The 16,662-nt window shown below is 68.1% G+C and carries 15 protein-coding genes and 1 pseudogene; 8 read left to right on the top strand and 8 right to left on the bottom strand.

Annotated elements, in window-relative coordinates:
* Positions 1–14: 14 nt before the first annotated feature.
* Both WMF45_RS45315 and WMF45_RS45310 read right to left on the bottom strand, forming a co-directional pair.
* The gene (locus tag WMF45_RS45315) at positions 15–356 is read right to left on the bottom strand and encodes a hypothetical protein (RefSeq protein WP_437713024.1); all 342 of its coding nucleotides are present in this window, start codon (positions 354–356) and stop codon (positions 15–17) included.
* 73 nt (positions 357–429) lie between these two features.
* Positions 430–786, bottom strand: coding sequence for a hypothetical protein (locus WMF45_RS45310; protein ID WP_437713023.1), 357 nt, complete (start codon positions 784–786; stop codon positions 430–432).
* Between the two features lie 69 nt (positions 787–855).
* On the opposite strand from WMF45_RS45310, the gene WMF45_RS45305 reads away from it, so the two are divergent.
* The gene (locus WMF45_RS45305) at positions 856–1,653 is read left to right on the top strand and encodes a hypothetical protein (RefSeq protein WP_437713022.1); all 798 of its coding nucleotides are present in this window, start codon (positions 856–858) and stop codon (positions 1,651–1,653) included.
* 34 nt (positions 1,654–1,687) lie between these two features.
* Positions 1,688–2,218 (top strand): PAAR domain-containing protein, encoded by a 531-nt coding sequence (locus tag WMF45_RS45300; RefSeq protein ID WP_437713021.1) that lies wholly within the window; start codon positions 1,688–1,690, stop codon positions 2,216–2,218.
* An 85-nt stretch (positions 2,219–2,303) separates the two neighbouring features.
* Here the strand turns inward: WMF45_RS45300 and ltrA are convergent, their stop codons facing one another.
* Positions 2,304–3,596: a group II intron reverse transcriptase/maturase gene (ltrA, locus tag WMF45_RS45295; protein ID WP_437719648.1), complete on the bottom strand. Its 1,293-nt coding sequence runs from the start codon at positions 3,594–3,596 to the stop codon at positions 2,304–2,306.
* 640 nt (positions 3,597–4,236) lie between these two features.
* Here ltrA and WMF45_RS45290 point away from each other — a divergent pair.
* From WMF45_RS45290 to WMF45_RS45265, 6 genes and pseudogenes are all read left to right on the top strand, one after another.
* Positions 4,237–4,374 carry a hypothetical protein gene (locus tag WMF45_RS45290; protein WP_437713020.1) on the top strand — a complete coding sequence of 46 codons (138 nt, stop codon included), beginning with the start codon at positions 4,237–4,239 and terminating at the stop codon, positions 4,372–4,374.
* Between the two features lie 14 nt (positions 4,375–4,388).
* A complete protein-coding gene (locus WMF45_RS45285) occupies positions 4,389–5,351 on the top strand; it encodes a hypothetical protein (protein WP_437713019.1) in 963 nt (320 codons plus the stop codon).
* Positions 5,352–5,392: 41 nt separating this feature from the next.
* A pseudogene (locus tag WMF45_RS45280) lies at positions 5,393–6,118 on the top strand (contractile injection system protein, VgrG/Pvc8 family); the annotation flags it as partial.
* On the top strand, positions 6,048–6,686 hold the full coding sequence (gene vgrG, locus WMF45_RS45275) for a type VI secretion system tip protein VgrG (protein WP_437713018.1): 639 nt from the start codon (positions 6,048–6,050) through the stop codon (positions 6,684–6,686). The pseudogene WMF45_RS45280 and the gene vgrG, both read left to right, overlap by 71 nt.
* 24 nt (positions 6,687–6,710) lie before the next feature.
* Positions 6,711–7,172 (top strand): hypothetical protein, encoded by a 462-nt coding sequence (locus WMF45_RS45270; protein ID WP_437713017.1) that lies wholly within the window; start codon positions 6,711–6,713, stop codon positions 7,170–7,172.
* A 554-nt stretch (positions 7,173–7,726) separates the two neighbouring features.
* Entirely contained in the window at positions 7,727–8,413 is a 687-nt protein-coding gene (locus WMF45_RS45265) for a hypothetical protein (RefSeq protein ID WP_437713016.1), read from the top strand.
* A gap of 6 nt (positions 8,414–8,419) precedes the next feature.
* Here WMF45_RS45265 and WMF45_RS45260 read toward each other — a convergent pair whose 3' ends face one another.
* The 5 genes from WMF45_RS45260 to WMF45_RS45240 all read right to left on the bottom strand — a co-directional run bounded on the left by WMF45_RS45260 (position 8,420) and on the right by WMF45_RS45240 (position 16,513).
* The gene (locus tag WMF45_RS45260) at positions 8,420–9,553 is read right to left on the bottom strand and encodes a caspase family protein (protein ID WP_437713015.1); all 1,134 of its coding nucleotides are present in this window, start codon (positions 9,551–9,553) and stop codon (positions 8,420–8,422) included.
* 126 nt (positions 9,554–9,679) lie between these two features.
* Positions 9,680–10,426 carry a helix-turn-helix domain-containing protein gene (locus tag WMF45_RS45255; protein ID WP_437713014.1) on the bottom strand — a complete coding sequence of 249 codons (747 nt, stop codon included), beginning with the start codon at positions 10,424–10,426 and terminating at the stop codon, positions 9,680–9,682.
* A gap of 239 nt (positions 10,427–10,665) precedes the next feature.
* Complete coding sequence (locus WMF45_RS45250; protein ID WP_437713013.1) at positions 10,666–12,867, bottom strand: DEAD/DEAH box helicase; 2,202 nt, start codon at positions 12,865–12,867, stop codon at positions 10,666–10,668.
* Positions 12,867–14,204 carry an ATP-binding protein gene (locus tag WMF45_RS45245; RefSeq protein ID WP_437713012.1) on the bottom strand — a complete coding sequence of 446 codons (1,338 nt, stop codon included), beginning with the start codon at positions 14,202–14,204 and terminating at the stop codon, positions 12,867–12,869. Before WMF45_RS45245 ends, WMF45_RS45250 begins: the two co-directional genes overlap by 1 nt.
* Entirely contained in the window at positions 14,201–16,513 is a 2,313-nt protein-coding gene (locus tag WMF45_RS45240) for a TerB N-terminal domain-containing protein (protein ID WP_437713011.1), read from the bottom strand. The genes WMF45_RS45245 and WMF45_RS45240 overlap by 4 nt, the downstream gene beginning before the upstream one ends.
* Between the last annotated feature and the right edge of the window lie 149 nt (positions 16,514–16,662).

The following is a 16,662-nucleotide window of genomic DNA, read 5'->3' as shown; positions in this document are numbered from 1 at the left end:
GAGCTCGATCATGGCTACCCCGGCGACCGTTCACGTCGAAGGGCCACAATGTTCGAGAAGCCGTTGTCGGTCAGCGCCTCGAAGTTCCCGAGGGCGACGAGAGCTTTGACGCCGCTACCGTCCTCGTGGAGCGCCTTGGGGTGCTGCTCGAGCCGCGCATCGTGGAACCAGTCGAAGTTCTTCGTCTCGGTGTATATCGTGAGCGGCCTCTGAATGATGAGGCCATCGGGTACGCTTCCCTTCTTGCGCGTGCCTCCTGATATCCAGCTGATGAGCCCGGGGGTAGGTTTGGCGACGCTGTTGCCACAGACACCGGGGGCGCGTGACTCCTGACGGTCCTGCACGTTGAGCGCCACGAGGGTAGCCTGCAGATCTTGGCACGACCGCGGCCGCGCATCGAGCGGCTCACGCCTGCATTCGATTCAGCATTCATTCGAGAGCTCGCCGCTGCGCGGCGTTTAGCCGGATCCTCGGCCGTCGATGCCGGAGCTGGGCTTCCGCCTCGTTCACGTTCGCAGCTCCCAGCGAGAAGATGCCAGAAATAAGAGGCAAAAGGCGCTGGATGCTGCAGACGCGGCGCTGGCGGCAGCCATGCAGGCCGAAACCGAGGCACAACAGGCGGCCGCGATGTAGGTCGACGCCGTGTCCCAGCCGTTCCGATCGGGTATCATGAGGCGCGAGATGAGTCGTCTTGTTCTCCTTGGTCTGTTCGTTGCAATCGGTGTGACCTCCTCTGCCTGCCGACCGGCGGCGCGACAGGCCCAGCCCGAAGCCGGTGTCGCGCACGCCGCGCCTCGTCCGTCCGCAGCGTCGAGGGAGCAGGTCGGCCTATGTCCACCGATTCAACGTGCCCGGGTGGCCACCTTCAATGAAGAACAACGCACCCATGACAAGCGCTGGCTCTTGCCCGAAGTGGTGGAGAGTCCGCCCAGAGAGCCCGTGCAGGAGGACTCCGAGGTACCGCTGGACGAAGCCAGCGCGCGGGCGCGAGGTGCCACCTCTAGCAACGATCCGGTGTGGATACTGGGCGACGGAGTTCCGCCGTGCAGGGTGATGCCGGGGCAGTATCTGCTCCAGCGCGAGAGCTGGGGACCCCAGATCGCGAGAGTCGTGCGGGTGCTCGAGGGGGTGTGCCCTGAGCAGGGTCGGTCGGCACGGTCGGTCGCGTTTCAACAGACCGAATCGCCGGAGCGGTGCCTCTTGCATAAGAAAGAGACATTGACCCAGCGTGCTCCACCTGAAGATCTCATTCCCCAGAAGCGTTGCGAGGAGCCGGAGTGCCGCTATATGGAGGCGGTGGGCGGCGGTGAACTACCCGGCGGTAGCGGAAGCGCGGTGCTCGACGTTACAGCCACCTGGCTCTACCCTACGGAAGAGCATGAATGTTCCTGGGCGCACGACGACTTCTACGGCATCTTCGTCCAGGCGAGAAAAGAACTACCGCTTATCAAGATTCCCGAGGTGGACAGCCTTTTCGGTGTCCTGGTCGATGGTCGAGGGCTCCGTGCCGTGATCGGCGACGCGTTATGGATCATGACTTTCGTGCCGATCGCTCCGTCTGGGCAGCCGGAGAAGCCGCTCAGCGTGACGGCCCATGTGGCCCATCATGAGGAGAAGACCTGGAACTCGCTCGCGCCCTACTGCGGTCCGTGAGCCGGTGGTTGCCGCGAGATAAGGAGAAGCGAGGATGCCAGCGCATCAGCCGAAGGCGGGCAAGCCCGCGGCAACGAATGCGCCCGCGCATGTACCTCCAGAGGGCACGTTCCAGCGGCCGCCGTCGAATCAGGCTCGGGTCCAGGCGGGCAGCAAGACGGTGCTCATCAACAACAAGCCGGCCGCGCACCTCGGGGATCCGGCGATGACCTGCAATCACCTGGCCGACGCGCCGAACGGGAGCGCGATCGCCGCCGGGAGGGTGCTGGTGGCAGGACGTGATCCAGCGCTACTCGTCGGCAAGGAACTCGTCGTCGAACGGGTGAATGCCGATCGGCCGAACGTGGGTGACATACACGTCGACAAGGAAAGCGCGGTTCTCCGGCGCAAGCGCCCAGCGTTCGAGGAGGCTGAGAACGTGGAACGGCGCCAGCGGTTCGAGCCCTTCGCCGGGCGTCGCGTCGCGTGGCACGACGAGGAGCGACTGGACCGGGCAGGACTGGTTTCCGCGCGCCGCCCTCATGGGCGTCGCGCCCACCTTCGAGGGCCGCGCAGAGCGCGGTAGAGTAGCCCCCGGTCAACTACCCCGGGGGCCCTCGCCAGATCCGGACAAGGAGATTTCCACCATCCGGCTCTTCCGCCGAGAGGGCTCAGGGGGACGTCCAGATCTGGACGCGGATCTGCGGCCTAGGCAGCGGGAAATCCCGCAGCAGCTCTTGAAACCGCTTCCAGTTTAGGTGCGCACGCTGGCTCCGCCGGCATAGCCACTTGTGCCATGCCCGTTCGGTCGTACGGATCAGGAGCGCGATGCTCCGCAGGTTCCCGTTGACGCCGAAGTAGTTGCGGTGCCCGACGATGCGCCGTGTGAGCGCGGCGTGCTGCTCCTTGACCGGCAAGTGCCGATGGCGTCGGCAAAAGTCGGCGACGGCCGTGATGGCCCGTCGGAGGCGCGCCTTGCGTGTCTTCATGCCCGGCATCCATCGCCCCGATCGGCTTCGCCGCCAATAGTGCGTGAAGCCGAGGAAGTCGAAGGTCGCCGGACCCTCGCCCCCGGAATCCCGGTTGTCCGGGCGCCCAAAGGGCAGAAGGCGGGTCTTGTCCGGATGCAGCTTCAGTCCGTACCGCTCGAAGCGTCGCGGCAACACTTCCATCATCCGCTTCGCGTCGTCCTCCCTTTCGAAGCCGATGACGAAGTCGTCGGCGTAGCGGATCAGGGTGGCCTTACCCATGAGCCGCGGTCGGACGTCGCGCTCGATCCACAGATCGAGCACGTGGTGAAGGTAGACGTTGCCCAGCAGCGGCGACAGGACCGAGCCCTGCACCGTCCCATCCTCCGGCACGGAGAACTCCGCACCGTCGAGGACCCCTACATGCAAGCACTTGCCGACCAGCCGCAGCAGCGACTTGTCGGCGACCCGGGCCTGGAGCATCTCCATCAGCTTCGTGCGGTCGATGCTGTCAAAGAAGGACTCGATGTCGGCCTCCAGGATCCACTCCACCCCGCCGAGCAGCATCCGGTTCAGGGCGCGCAGCGCGTCGTGCGCGCTGCGACCGGGCCGAAACCCGTACGAGACGTCTCGGAAGACCGGCTCGTAGACGACCTCCAGTACCTCCCGCACCGCGGCCTGGACGATCTTGTCCTCGGTGCACGAGATGCCGATCGGTCGCGTCTTGCCCCGTTCCTTCGGGATGTGCACCCGCCGGATGGGCTGGTGCCGGTAACGCATCGACTTCATCCGCGCGTGCAGATCGCCGACGTTGCGCTCCAGGTCCTGCCCGTACTGCTCCTTCGTGATGCCATCCACGCCCACCGCTGCCTCGTTGCGGAGGCTGCGGTACGCTCGCTGCAGCGCTTCCTCGTCGATGAGGTGCGCCAGCGCGAGAAGGACCCCTTCCGGGTCTCGCTCCGCTCTCTCCCTTACCTTCAACAGTCCCGGTGACATGATGTTCGCCGTCGTGGCAGCGCTCATGGTTCCCTCCTGAAGTTCCTCTCGACACGGGTCCCCTTTGCTCGACAGGCTCCGATGCCCTCCGTTCGCCCGCGTCGTCGCTCGTATGGGACCCTCCGACTCCCTCGTCTCCTTTGGCTTCGGCTCCGGTTCCCCTTGCTGTGGGCCTACCGCGAGGCGGATGCGCGTTTCCTTGCGGAGCCCGCTGGGCTCGGCTGCGAGACACGGGCATCCGCGGCGTGTCTCGCCCCGGGGACGGATCACCGGCTCCCCGTCGTACCGGCGTTTCTCGTGGAGAGACGAGGGCCTCCCAGGTGCCTGGACCGTCCTCTTGCTGCGCGCCGCAGCCAACTACCCCGCCGGGTGCGTCCCCCTCCCGCCCTTGCGAGGTAGGACGCTGTTGCCTTCAGGCGAGAGAACACCCTGGGCACCCGGAAAGTGGAGGATTTCGTGGCTGGCATGCTGCGGCTCGCTCACTCACCTGCCTACGCATCGCCGAGCCCCTCACGGGATCCGTCGCAAGGCTGGCTTCCGGCTGGTCGGGCGTGACCTTGGCCGGGCGGGATTCGCACCCGCTGGACAGCGAAACCCGATTTCAGAAGCTACCGCTCACTCCTTTCCCTCGGGACCAGCCTTGCCTGGTCGCACTCTCTCCGCCACCCTCGGCGCAGCACCCGCGGCGCCCGCCGAGCCGGCGACGGTGGCTGCATCGGACATGTCGGGGGACGAGGACCTGCTCCGCGCGTTCGACGAGGGCGCGCGAGAGGGGTGAGAGACGGGCGCGCGATGGATGCCGAGGAGCTCACATGGAACCGGAACGGCCAGCTCGGGCCCCGGCAGCGCCGCGAAATCGAGGCGCGGTTCGGCGCGTGGCTCGCGCGTCCTGAGTACGACGGCTGGCGGCGCGATCTCGCGGACGGGCAGGTCGTCGCGTTCGAGGGTGAGGTGGTCTTCGATTTTCAAGCGATCCGCGACAAGCGTTCGGCAGATGCGCCCCAACCTGGCCGGCTTGAGCCGGTGCAGACGGCCTATTTCGCTGTGGCGCCGGGGCAGGCGCCCGCGCTGCTCGCACCCTGGCTCGTACTCCCACCGGGCCCTTACCGGCTCTACCTCGCGCCCCACGCGCGGACCGTCGTCGGCGCCGAGCCGATGGCCTCGCCCGAGGTGTACCAAACGAACCTCCACGCGGTCCTCCGCGGCGCGCAGAACCTCACGGAGGCGACGCTGGCCGCGAACCGCAGCGGCCGGATGAGCGCCGAGCAGAGCGCGGCGCTCGCGGCACGGCGGGGCACGGACGCGGCGTTCGCGTCGAGGCTCGGGTGCGCCGGCATCTTCTTCCTGCTCCTGGCGATCGGGGGTGCGCTCCTGGATGGGCTCTCCGGCCCGAGCTCCGCCGGCCGCGCAGCGCGGTGGCCGGCGTTGCTCGCCGTCGTTGGGGGTGCGTTCGCGCTCGCGATCGTCGCGGCCGTCCACCGGCGCTTCGCGCGAGCCGCCGAAGCGGAGGACGCGCGCGAGGGGCGCGCCGTCGCCGTCGAGGGGCCGTGCACGAAGCAGCTCGTGGTCGAGCGCCACGGCCGGATCCGGCGATCGCTGCGAATGGGCGATCGCTCGTTCGACGTGTCGCACCAGGGCGAGCTCTTCGCGGCCGTCGTCGAGGGGTCGATCTACCGGGCCTACGCTGCGCCGCGCTCGGGGCGGCTCCTCGCGATCGAGCTCACGCGGGTGCAGCTGTCGTTCGGATCGGGATAGAGTCGGCGTGCGGCACAGGTCACAGGGCGCTGGAGTGTCGAATGGATAAGGACTTCACGTTCGCCTGGGAGGGGGCCAGCTCCTCGGAAGGCCCGTGGCACCACCTCGAGGGGCTCGAGTTTCGAGGGACAGAGACCATCAGCGCTCTCTACGAGTTCGAGATCGATCTCGTGCGCCGCGGTCACGCCCCCGACGTCGACGTCTCCGACCTGGTGGGCGCGCGCGCCGCGCTGCGAATCCGCACCTGGACCGACCCGCCATTCCGGATCATCCATGGCCTTATCAGCACGGTGCGGGCGCTCGGCGATGTCTCGTTTGGGACGCGCTATCGTGTCACCCTGGTCCCGCCCTTCTTCCGCGCCACGATGATGGAGAAGAGCGTCATTTACCTGGAGAAGACGCTCAAGCACACCGTCGAGCAGGCTTTGACGCGGACCGCCGGGGGCGCCGGGCTCACGCTCTCGAAGAGCGACTCGCCGCCCGGCGACGACGGCGATGAGAGCGCGTTCAAGCCCGCTGCGGCGACCTACCTGTGGTCGATCCGCGACCTCAGGCGCCTCGCCGACGACGCAGCCAGGCCCTACTGCGTGCAGTACCAGGAGACTGACTTCGCCTTCATCGCACGGCTCCTCGAGGAAGAGGGGATCTCCTACTACTTCGAGCACACGCGCGACGAGTGCCGCCTGGTGGTCACCGATGCCGACGACGGCCGCCCCCTCCTGCCGGACAAGAGCCCGATCGGACCGAGCATCCTGGGGCGCGAGGTGCACGCGTTCCAGGTCGGCGCGCGCGTGCGACCCAAGGCAGCCTCTCTCAGCGATTTCAGGGAGCCAGACGGCTATCGTCACCGCGGAGCCGAACGCGGCCGAGGCCGAGATCAACGTGGGCGGGCCCGAGGACGCCGGCTGCGTGCGGGTGCGCTTTCACTGGGATGTCGACGTGGGACGTCACGAGAAGGAGGCGAGCTCCTGCTGGGTTCGCGTCAGCACCCTCTTCGCCGGCAGCGGGGGGCACGGCGCGATCTGGAACCCGCGCGTGGGCGACGAGGTGATCGTTGATTTCCTGAAGGGCGATCCGGACCGGCCGATCGTCACAGGGCATGTGTACAACGGCGCTAACCCAGCGCCCGAGAACGCGGCCAGCCGGCCGACGTACAGCGCGCTCAAGAGCTATACGAGCCCGTTCGACGGCAACTGCAACCTCCTGTCGTTCGAGGACCAGAAGGGCCAGGAGCGGATCGACATCCATGCGGCGCGCGACTACGTGACCAAGGTCAAGCACAACCAGAGCGTCGAGATGGTCGGGTCGCAGTCGACCAGCGCGGGTTCGATCTAGGTGAGCTCGGGCTCGACGATCACCATGACCGCGAAGATCGACATCAAGGAGCTTGCCGGCGCGAACATGCAGCTCGCCGCCCAAGGGGGCGACTTGGAGGCGACGGCCTCGAGGGACATGCACCTGGGCGCCGGCAGCAACATCTCGTTGCGCGCCGGCACGGAGGTGAACGTCCAGGTCGGGAACAACGCGGTCGTGACGTCCCCCTGGATCGATCTGCAAGGCGGCGAAAAGCTCCGCGCCGGCGCGGCGGTCGTCGAGATCGACGCTGGCAGCAACCTGAACGCCAACGCCGCCTGGATCGACATCAACGATTCCGCAAAGATCCGCGTCGGCACCGCGCTCTACGAGCTCAACGCCGCGACCGTGCTGGTGAACGGCGGCGCGGTGTCGATCCAAGGGGACGTGAAGATCACGGGAGGGACGGTTGACATCAGTGGAAGCACGGTGACGGTCACCGGAGCCACGGTGAAGCTCAACTGCTGACGAAGTCGAGGAGAGCGATGACCGACGCGAACGGCGCGCCGCCCGAAGAGCTCGGGAGCGGAGAAGACGACGGCGAGGAGACGACGCATGGCCTTCGGCGGCGCCCTACCACTGATCCACTTCGCGGCGGGATCGTGATCCACCCATCGCGCCGTGCGGCGGCGCCCACGTGGATCTCAACCGCGACATCGCGATCAGGTGCGATGACCTTCGTGCGACCCAAGGCGCGTGAGACGCCGAGGCGGCGCGAGTTCGTGGGCGAGCCGGCGCCGCCCTCCGCCTCGGCGTCGAGGGCGCAACCGCGCGGCTCGCAGCGCTGGTCTCGCGCGCGGCGTATCGTGCCGCGCGGAGATGGATCATCGTTGATCCATGTTCGGGTTGCCACGTGGCAACCACTGCAACTCCCTCCGCTTGGCGGCGCCTTCCAACCAGCACACGACATGCCGCGCAGCGGGGTGGCACCGGGTGGATCACGATCCCGCCGCAAGGTGGATCAGTGGTAGGGCGCCGCTAAAGCGCATGGCGGGCTCACGATCGCGCGGTACGGAGAGATCATGGCGCACGTGCGCTATTTCCCTCGCGCCAAGAAGCATGAAGTGCTCGCGCGTCTCGGGGTCGACGAGGACGACTGGGAGGAGGCCGTCTCCTCGTGGACCGACGCGCTCGCCGACGCGAGCGAGGGAGAGGACGAGGGGCTCTCGCGGCAGTTCAGGCTCGCGGTGGCGCAGACGAAGGACCGGCTCGCCCGCGAGAAGCCGCCCATTGCGTCGCTTGGTCCGCTGCCCGGCGAGCGCGAGATGAAGCCGGCGACGGCGCAGCAGCTGCCACCGCGGCCGGTGGTCGAGCTGAGCGCGCCGCCTCCGACCGAGCCGATACGAAACCTCACGCCGCCTCCGCTCGGGCTTGTGGTGCCGCCCGTGCCTCCCACGCTCGTCGCGCCGGCCTTCGTGATACCGAAGGGCATGAGGCACTGGACCGACATTCATGGGACGCAGCACGCGCTCGCAAATGCGCCCGTGAAGCCAGCGCTCCCGTTCTCGTCCGGCGAGCCGGGCGACAGGTCTGGCTCGCCATCCCACGCGGCTGCCCCCGCGGAGGCCTCGCCGGCGCTGGGCCCCGCCGCGCGGCAGGTGGGGGGAATATCCACGCACATCGAGCGTCTGCTCGGATGCGCGCCCCGACGCATGGACATGGCGTCGCCCCGATGCCGAGGACGCGCTGCGGCCTGGATGCCGCTGTAGCTCGGCTTACCACCCGAGTTGCGGTGTAGGCGCTCCCTTGAAATAGCTCGGCATCAGCGAGCGCCGGGCCAGTCGGTGGTCGTGGTCGTCCAGGAGCTCGAACGTCCAGCGGACGGGTAGCTGCCAGCCGGAATTGAGAACGATGGATGAGGCGCGATCATCGTCCAGAACGCTCACAGGAAAGCGGATCCGACCCCCCTCGGCGTGCTCGTCCTTCGCTGGGACGAAGCGGCGCGAGCGACCGATGATCAGAGATCCATCCGGGTGAGAGAGCCTGACACACCAGCGAGTTGGGACGTTCCTCCGCCCGTTCACCACGAAGTCGACGCGCACTGACAGCCCGGGCAGGATTGCGACGTTGGTGATCGTCGCGGTGCCCACTGCACGCTCCACTTGGCTGCGGACGAGGGGGAAGTCGCCGAGGTGGCCCAGGAACTGCGGCTGCTGGATGTGAAGCGGCACGATGCCCGACCCCGGGCGCTTCCAGTTTTTCGTCTGCTGCTCCTGCATGAAGGCGCATGCGTTCACGAAGGCCTGGAGGTCGGAGATGAGCTTCGGAGAGCCAGCAGGGAGGTCCGCCTCGGCATGGTGGAATGCGTGCAGGAGCGCCGCCGTAAAGAAGCCGTTCTTCGCGTTGAGGCTCTCGCGCGAGAGCGTCTCGGCGCTGGTGGCGAAGAGCATCCGCATCCCGGGATGCGCTTCCGACAGCACCCGGAGCCAGGTATGGTCGTCATCGATCCCCCCAAGGCCGGCGACGTCGGCCGGCGACACGAAGCGCCCATACGCCGCCGCGTGACAGGTGTCGAGGATGACCATCATCGCGCGCGCCCGAATGCGCTGAAGATACTGGGCGAGATCAGCGTAGTGGAGCAGGCCGTCGGCCACGAGAATGCCTTCCTCGCTCCCATGGCCGGAGAAGTAGAGCAGGAGGTACTCCGGCGGCTGCAACGCGAGAGCGACCAGCGTAGCGATCACCTCGGCTCGGGTCGCCCTTGTACCGAGAAGGTATCTCCCGCGAACCCGTGGAGGCCCCAGCGCCCCGGAGAGGACGCGGAAGACGTCAACGGCGTCCTTCTCCGCGAAATTCAGGCGATTTGCGCCGGGACCGTTGTTCACACCGATAGACAGGACATAGTACATGATAGCCTCCCGTGGGCGCAGGAACCGCACGGCGGGTCGAGATCGGCGGCATTCACGCCCAGATGTCGTGAGCGATGGTAATCGTATATAAGAGGTCCTTCGACGTAGGTGCCGTGGGAGATCTCTCTATCCTGCGCGCCCCTGCTTTCTCCTCCGTGCGCGAGGCCCGCCGTTTGCAGCCTTTTTCGAGGTGCTTTGCGTGCTCGCGCCGGGGGTCTGTCTGCCGGCGCCAGGCTCGCTCGTGAGGTACGTAGCCAGCGATGCGACGGCGGCGACGCCCGCGAGAATGGCGGCGACGCGGTTGGTGCGCTCCCCTTCTCCTACGGCTTCGCCGAGCTCTCGCACCTGGGTCTGGAGCCGTGCGACATCAGCCACTGCGCGCTCGAGGGCCTCTCGGTAGCGCTGTGCATCACGTTCGTTGCGCTTGGCTGCGAGGCACGCCTCGTCGCGCTCTCGTTCCGCCGATTCCAGCTTCCCTTCTGCGCGCTGCCGACGGTCTCGCTCACCGCGGAGGGCCTCCTCGGTCTCGCGCAAGCGTGCAGCGAGGTTGGTCGCGTTGCGCTCGAACTCGATGAGTTGCCGGATAGCCTCGTCGTAGTGCTCCCGAGAGACGAGGTTCTGCGCCTCCTTCACGCGCTCCGCCGCGTCGGTGCCCGCTACGAGCTGCTCGAGGGTCACGCCGAGCACTGGTGCGAGCAGTTGAAGCGTGTCGGGCGTGGGGTTACGATCGCCGGTCAGGATGCGGTGGACCGTTGAGCGCGGCACCCCTGCCTTTTCCGCGAGCCACGCCGGTGATTGCCCGAGGCCGTCGAGCTGAAACTTGATACGGTGGCCAATGGGCTCCGGCGGCGAGCTGAGGAGAGGAGCATCCACGGGACGAAGGTAAGACCTTCCTGGCAACGGCACAAGGGGGGCCACGTTGCCAGGAGCGTTGCCATGGGCAACGGGCGCACCGCGTGGTCACATTGTGTTGTGATTTCATGTAATTGGCTGCACTCGGAAGACCGTCACGTGGGCATCTCCGCCACGTCCAGGGAGCGCAGGACGCGGCGCCTCGCCCAGGCCGGGGACCCAGGTGCGAGCCGGACATCGAGGCGCCGCTTTTCTGCTGGCTACCCGACTCCAAACGCCCCACGCGAGATGGCCAAGCGATCTTCCGCGTAGGCGGCCGCCCATAGCGGGTCCGGCAACGCCCAATCGAACTTGTCGGCGCCGCACTGTCGCGCAGCGAGCTCGCGGTCGGCGCGTGCCGCCAGGAGCCGAGGGTCTGGCGTTCGTTCCTGCAAACCGCGCAGTACCTCCCGCGTCTGTTCGACAGGCGCCTTCACCTCTAGTCCAACTTGCTCGTCCTGAACCTCGAGACCGGCTTCGCGGAGCGCGAGGAACACAGTGCGCTGAATCCTCGTGCCCGCCCACAAGAAGACGCGTGACCGTCCTGCTGGGGGCACGGGCTGCAGCGCAGGCTGGAAGCGCCCGACAAGATGGGCCGTGCCCCGCACGTGGGCGAGGATCTCCTTGGCACCATCGTCGAGATAGGTCGGGGCGTCGCTCGTGCAGGCCAGCTCGCGCATTTTCGCGTGTACACGCGGGTGGATGTCCGCAGCGAGGGACGTGAACTTCGGTATCCTGCGACCCTTGCCGGGGATCACGTGCACTTCGCGGCGGTCGCCGTCGATGGCCTCCACGCGCCACCGGCGACCGGCGAGCAACACGAACTCGCCCGGCGGAGGCAGTAGCGTCGCGGGGAGCGAGCCTATCTCGCGCGCGAGGTGCACGACGCGGAACTCCTCCGGCGTGGTGAACGCGGCGTAGAACGAAAAGTGATCGCAGAGCTTCTGGCCGCGCAGCCCAAGGATGATGTCGCCTTCGGCCATCTGAGCGACGAGGCCATGCTCGGCGAGCCCGCGCAGGAGGACGGCGAAGTCGCCCGGCGTGAGCTGGCCGAAGGCGCGGCTATCGATGAGCCGCCGGTAGAGGCGTTGAGCGCTCATGCCGCCGGTCTCTGCGAGCGTGGACAGGAGCTGGTGCACGAGGGTCGAGAGGTGAGGTCGATGGACCTCCGGCGGCTCGGAGAACTTCTCGAGCATGAGCTCAATCACCGCGATACCCCGCAGAAAATCGAGGTGTAGGCCATCCCAGAGGGTGTCCTCCGGGGTGGGTGCGTCTTCGACGAAGAACGCACGGAGCACCGCGGCCGCACCTTCGCGCCGGCCGCTGCGCCCGACGCGCTGAGCGAGCGAAGCGACCGACCACGGCGCAGCGACCTGGATCACGCTGTCGACCTCGCCGATGTCGATGCCCATCTCGAGCGTGTTCGAGCAGACGGCGGTGCAGGGCGTCTCGGCGCGCAGCCGTTCTTCCGCATGCTCGCGCTGCTCCTTGGAGAGCGAGCCGTGATGCACGACGACCTCATGGCGGAGGCCCATCTGCGTTGCCTCGCTCTGAAGGCAGTCGGCGAGCTCCTCGATCCGGCTCTTTGCGTTCGCGAAGGCCAGGCTCGTCGAGCCGTGGCATGCACGAAGGATCGACCGCGCGACGAGGCGCAGCGTCGGGTCATCATCGCGGGCGGCGCCCTCCTCCCGGGCGGCGCCCTCGTCCGCGCCGCCTCCAGGCGTCTGACGCTGGTAGCCTCGCACGAGGATCTTGAGCGAGCGCTCCGCATCCGGATCCGTGATGTAGGTAGCCGCCGCGCCGCCGGGTCGGAGCCACGCACAGGCGGCCTCAGGGTCGCCGAGGGTCGCCGACAGGCCGACCCGCACGGGATCGCAGCCGCAGCGCTCGCGGAGCCGATAGAGCTGGCTCTTGAGCTGCGCGCCGCGAACCGAGCCGATGAACGCGTGCATCTCGTCGATGACGACGTAGGCGAGGCGCCCGAAGATCGAGGGCATCTGCGTCGGTCGCAGGACGAACATGGCTTCGAGCGACTCGGGCGTGATGAGGAGCACGCCCGACGGGCGAGCAAGGAGCGCGCGTCGCTGCGCGGCGCCGACGTCGCCATGCCAGCGATGCACGGGGATCGCCAGCCGCGCGCAGAGATCTGCCAGGCGCACGAACTGGTCGTTGATGAGCGCCTTCAGGGGTCCGATGTACATCGCGCGCACGCCACCAGCCGCGTCGTCCGCGATGCGCGACAGGATGGGGAGAAAGGCCGCCTCGGTCTTTCCCCCCGCGGTCGGCGCTGCAATCACGCAGTCCCCGCGGTCGGCGAGCAGGTGCTCGATGGCCCGGTCCTGGATCGGCCTGAGCGCGGTCCACCCCATCTCCCACAACCGGCGCCTCACGCCCTCGTGCAGGAGGTCGTACGCGGACGCCATCAGAGCTTGAAGCTCACGAGATCGTCTTCCTCCTCGACGGGCGCGCCGGGGGCTTCCGCCGAGGTCGCTGGCGCGACCTGAACCTGGTTCACGTGCCCGAGCGAGGCGCGCCAGTTGTGCGATGGATCTTGCTCGATGAGGTTCATCAAGCCGACGAAGCGCGTCACCGTGTCGCGAGGCGTCTTGAAGTAGCCGTCGCCGAGCGTGCGCGCGCAGTAGTCGATGTAGAGCTTCAGGCCGTCGTCCGGGAGCAGGTATTTCGCAGGATCGCCGTACGCGAACACGTCGCGGATCCGGTGGAGCAGCACGTAGAGGTCTTCCGGCGTAAGGTTCTGCAGCCGGATCACGGGCCCGGCGAGATCGCGCACGTCGCCCTTGGCGAACTCGTTGGGAGCGAGCCGCGTCGCCAGGGCCTCGTAGGAATAGAGGCCGCGCCGTCGATCCTCGAGCGCCTCGTCGGTCGCACCGAACAGGAAGACGGTGCCCTCGACGCTCCCCTGCAGCGCGTCGTTGAGGATACGGAGGATCTGCTCGTAGTTGACGCTGCGAGCCCGCGCGCTCGGCAGGCGGTGCGACAGCACGGCGAGCTCGTCGATGCAGACGACGAGGCCCGAGTACCCTGCGATCCTCGCGAACTTCGCGAATAACTTCAGGTAGTCGTACACGCTGGCATCGTCGATGATCGAGCGCACCCCGAGGTCGGTGCGGGCCTCGGTCTTGGTGCCGTACTCGGCCCGGAGCCAGCGCGTCGCGTTCTGCTGGGTCGTCGAGTCGCCTGCCTGGTGAGCCCGGAAATAGCGAGCGAGCACCGCGGCGAAGTCGAAGCCGCTCACGAGATCCTGCAGCGGCCGCAGCCTCGTCGCGATCTCGGACTCGACCCTCGCGTCGTCCCCACCGGCAGCTGTCACCTCCTGGAGAACGCCGGAGATCCAGCGCTCGACGACGCCGCCGAGCGCGTTGCCGTCGGGGCGCGCCTTCGAAGCAAGATTGCGCAGCAGCTCGGCGAACAGCGCACGCGCCTGCCCGCCCGTCCCATGCAGCCTGCGGTCGAGCGTCACGTCGGCTCGCGCGACCAGGAAGCCCTTCTCGAGCGCGACGGTGCTGACCAGGTTGAGGAAGAAGCTCTTCCCGGCTCCGTAGCGGCCGGTGATGAAGCGGACCGCGGCGCCTCCCTCCTTCGCCAGGTCGAGATCTCGCAGCAGTGCAGCGACCTCCGCCTTCCGGCCTACCTGGATGTGCTGCAGTCCGATGCGCGGCACGACGCCGGCGCGAAGCGACTGGAGGATGGCGGTTCGCTCGCGGTCTTTCAGGCGAGGCGCGGCCGGCGTCGTTGTCATTGCGCATCCTTGGGAAGGAGGTCGGTGCGGATGGTCCAGTGCCCTTCGTCAACGATCAAATAGTCGCCCAGCGCCTCATCGGACCAGCCGTTGATCGCGTCGATGATCGCGCCGGGCATGAGGCGAAGCTTCGCGGCGAGCGCCTGCGCGTCTGAGGCCGACCAGGTCTCACGCGTGATGAGCTCATCGAGCGCAGGGCGATACCGCGGATCAAGAGAGGCCGTCAGCGCCGTCCATGCGCCGCTGGCGGCGGCCGGCGGCCCTCCGTTGCCGGTCGATGTCACGGGCGGGGGCACCGCTGGCGTGCCCTCGCTGGCTCGCTCGCGCGAGGCCGGCGGCGCCTCGACGCCCCCGTCGTCGTCTGCCGAGTCGAGCACGTCGGCGAGGAGCGCCGCGACCTCGCGCGTGTCGGCGAGGATCGCGTCAATCGCGCGCTGATCGAGCTGGACGCGGTGCCCGGCGACGTCCGGCGGCGGCGTTACCGCGCTGCCCTTCGCCGCCGGCTTGCCATCGACGACTGTCACCGGCTGATCCGTGGCTAGTCGCGCGCCGCTCGAGGCGATCGCCGCATCGAGGGCCGACGGCGCGAGATCGAGGCTCTTGTAGAGCCCGCGGAGCGCCTTGTGCTCCGGAGCTCCGATCGTGCCGTCGGCACCCGCGATCGCGACGAGCAGCCGACCGATGACGGCTCGCTGCTCCGGCGTGCGTGTCTCGGCGAGCTTCTTCGTGAGCGGACCGATCTTCGCAGGCTGGAGGGCCAAAACGTCGCGCAGCGCCTCGACGCGCTCGCGCATAGCGTCGTCGAGGAGGAACAGGGTCTCGAGGAGCGTGGTCATGACGGCGAGTTCCTCCTCACTGATGTGTTTGTCGGCGGCCGCGATGTGGACCGCGAGCTTGAGGACCGTGGACACCGGCCCATAGAGGTGCGGGTCCGGTGCCGACGTGTTCGACGAGCGCCAGACGGCGAAGCGCACGTCCTCCGCCGTGCTCGAGGGAGCGGCGCGAGGATCCGGCTCGATCGCAAACCCGAGCAGGGCGGCGGTGTCGGCGAGCTTCCGCATCTGCGCCGCGGTGTAGCGATCACGCTGCGGCAGCCGCCCGAGCCCGGCGAGCGTCTTCGCCGTCACCAGGGGGCGCTCGCCCGCGCGCGGGGCGGAGAGGATGACCTCATCCCAGCGGTCCTTGTCCGGGTGATCGTGCTGCGCCCGCAGGTCGGGCGGCATCGCCTCCCACATCTCTGCGGTAAGCACGACGCTCGCCTCAGCGCCGGCCTTGCGTTGAGCGGATGCGAACCGCTTCAGGTCCTCGAGGCACGCGTTCCAGATCGCCACGAGCGGCTTGAGCTGTTTGGGCTTGCCGAGCACGTCAGGAACGCGCGCCGCGTAGCCGTGGGCCGTCGACAGGAGGCCGGCGCTCGCCGGGCGGTACGGGATGATCTTCGGCCGCGCGGCGGCATCGAGGACGATGCCCTCGCCGTACTTCTCGCGGTAGCGTAGCGCGAAGAGGTCGAGGAGCTCCTGGCGTGAACGCTTCGCGACGACGCTCCGCTTTGCCTCCTCCATCGAGGAGGCGACGGCAGCGGCGAAGTCGGCGGGCAGAGGCCGGCAGTGCGTGTGGTACCACGCGAGGAGCGAAGCCATGGCGGTCGCGTTCGTGGTCACGAGCTCGCCGAGCTCGGAGCGCACCGTGGCTTCGTCCACGGACGCGAGGTGATCCAGGAGCGTGAAGGCCAGGAAGTCGGTCGCGTAGCCGCGGAACGAGTTGTTCCCCGAGTAGATGGAGAGGAGCCGGCCCACCTCGGTGCGGATCGCCGGGATGTCAGCGCGTTCGACGAGAGCGCGACGCTCGAGGCCGTAGAAGAACAGGAAGACGTAACCGATGTACGCGCTTGGCTCGATCCGCCCGCCCGAGAGCCACCTCAGGTACGCGCCGCGGTTGTGCGCACCGACGTCGCTGTACGAGGGCCAGTAGCCCATCCCTGCGGAGTAGCTCGGGTGCGCTGTGGCGATGGGAAGCGATGGGTTGATCAGCGCCGGGTCGACGCTGCGGAGGCCGTTCGCTGACGGGAGCTGGCCGCCGACGTAGATCATCCCGCCCGTTACCGCGACGCCCTGAACGTCGACCCGATGTCCCGGCGGGATCCAGACGGCTGGCGTCGATCTGGAGACCAGCGCCCTTGCAGCGCCCCGCGAGATGGGCGGTGCGTCGAGTCGGACGTTCCCCTCGAGCGCGGCGGGCGGCGCAGCTTTCGACCGTCGCAGGAAGTAGACGGCCACGCCCACCAGGATGAGGAGCAGCAGATATCCCATGGCACCGGCTCGCTGTCGCTGTCGTTGGCCCGCGAGCCTACCACCGGATGCGCAGCGATGATCTGCGAACCCTCGACCTCGGCTCCGCTCCGAGCCATGGCCGCGTCCCTTCCGGCTTGCGGACGAAACGGAGGCAGGGGTCCCGCGAC

Origin of the sequence: Sorangium sp. So ce448 (assembly GCF_051520915.1) — a bacterium.
In the GTDB taxonomy this organism is placed as follows: Bacteria; Myxococcota_A; Polyangia; order Polyangiales; family Polyangiaceae; genus Sorangium; species Sorangium cellulosum_B.
This window is presented reverse-complemented; position numbering and strand designations above follow the sequence as displayed.

What these genes read in the sequence shown, in the direction of transcription:
- WMF45_RS45300 (WP_437713021.1), top strand. Translation starts at nt 1,688, where the DNA reads ATGCCAGCGCATCAGCCGAAGGCGGGCAAGCCCGCGGCAACGAATGCG.
- ltrA (WP_437719648.1), bottom strand. Translation starts at nt 3,596, where the DNA reads ATGTCACCGGGACTGTTGAAGGTAAGGGAGAGAGCGGAGCGAGACCCG.
- WMF45_RS45285 (WP_437713019.1), top strand. Translation starts at nt 4,389, where the DNA reads ATGGATGCCGAGGAGCTCACATGGAACCGGAACGGCCAGCTCGGGCCC.
- vgrG (WP_437713018.1), top strand. Translation starts at nt 6,048, where the DNA reads ATGCCGACGACGGCCGCCCCCTCCTGCCGGACAAGAGCCCGATCGGAC.
- WMF45_RS45270 (WP_437713017.1), top strand. Translation starts at nt 6,711, where the DNA reads ATGACCGCGAAGATCGACATCAAGGAGCTTGCCGGCGCGAACATGCAG.
- WMF45_RS45265 (WP_437713016.1), top strand. Translation starts at nt 7,727, where the DNA reads ATGGCGCACGTGCGCTATTTCCCTCGCGCCAAGAAGCATGAAGTGCTC.
- WMF45_RS45260 (WP_437713015.1), bottom strand. Translation starts at nt 9,553, where the DNA reads ATGTACTATGTCCTGTCTATCGGTGTGAACAACGGTCCCGGCGCAAAT.
- WMF45_RS45250 (WP_437713013.1), bottom strand. Translation starts at nt 12,867, where the DNA reads ATGGCGTCCGCGTACGACCTCCTGCACGAGGGCGTGAGGCGCCGGTTG.
- WMF45_RS45245 (WP_437713012.1), bottom strand. Translation starts at nt 14,204, where the DNA reads ATGACAACGACGCCGGCCGCGCCTCGCCTGAAAGACCGCGAGCGAACC.
- WMF45_RS45240 (WP_437713011.1), bottom strand. Translation starts at nt 16,513, where the DNA reads ATGGGATATCTGCTGCTCCTCATCCTGGTGGGCGTGGCCGTCTACTTC.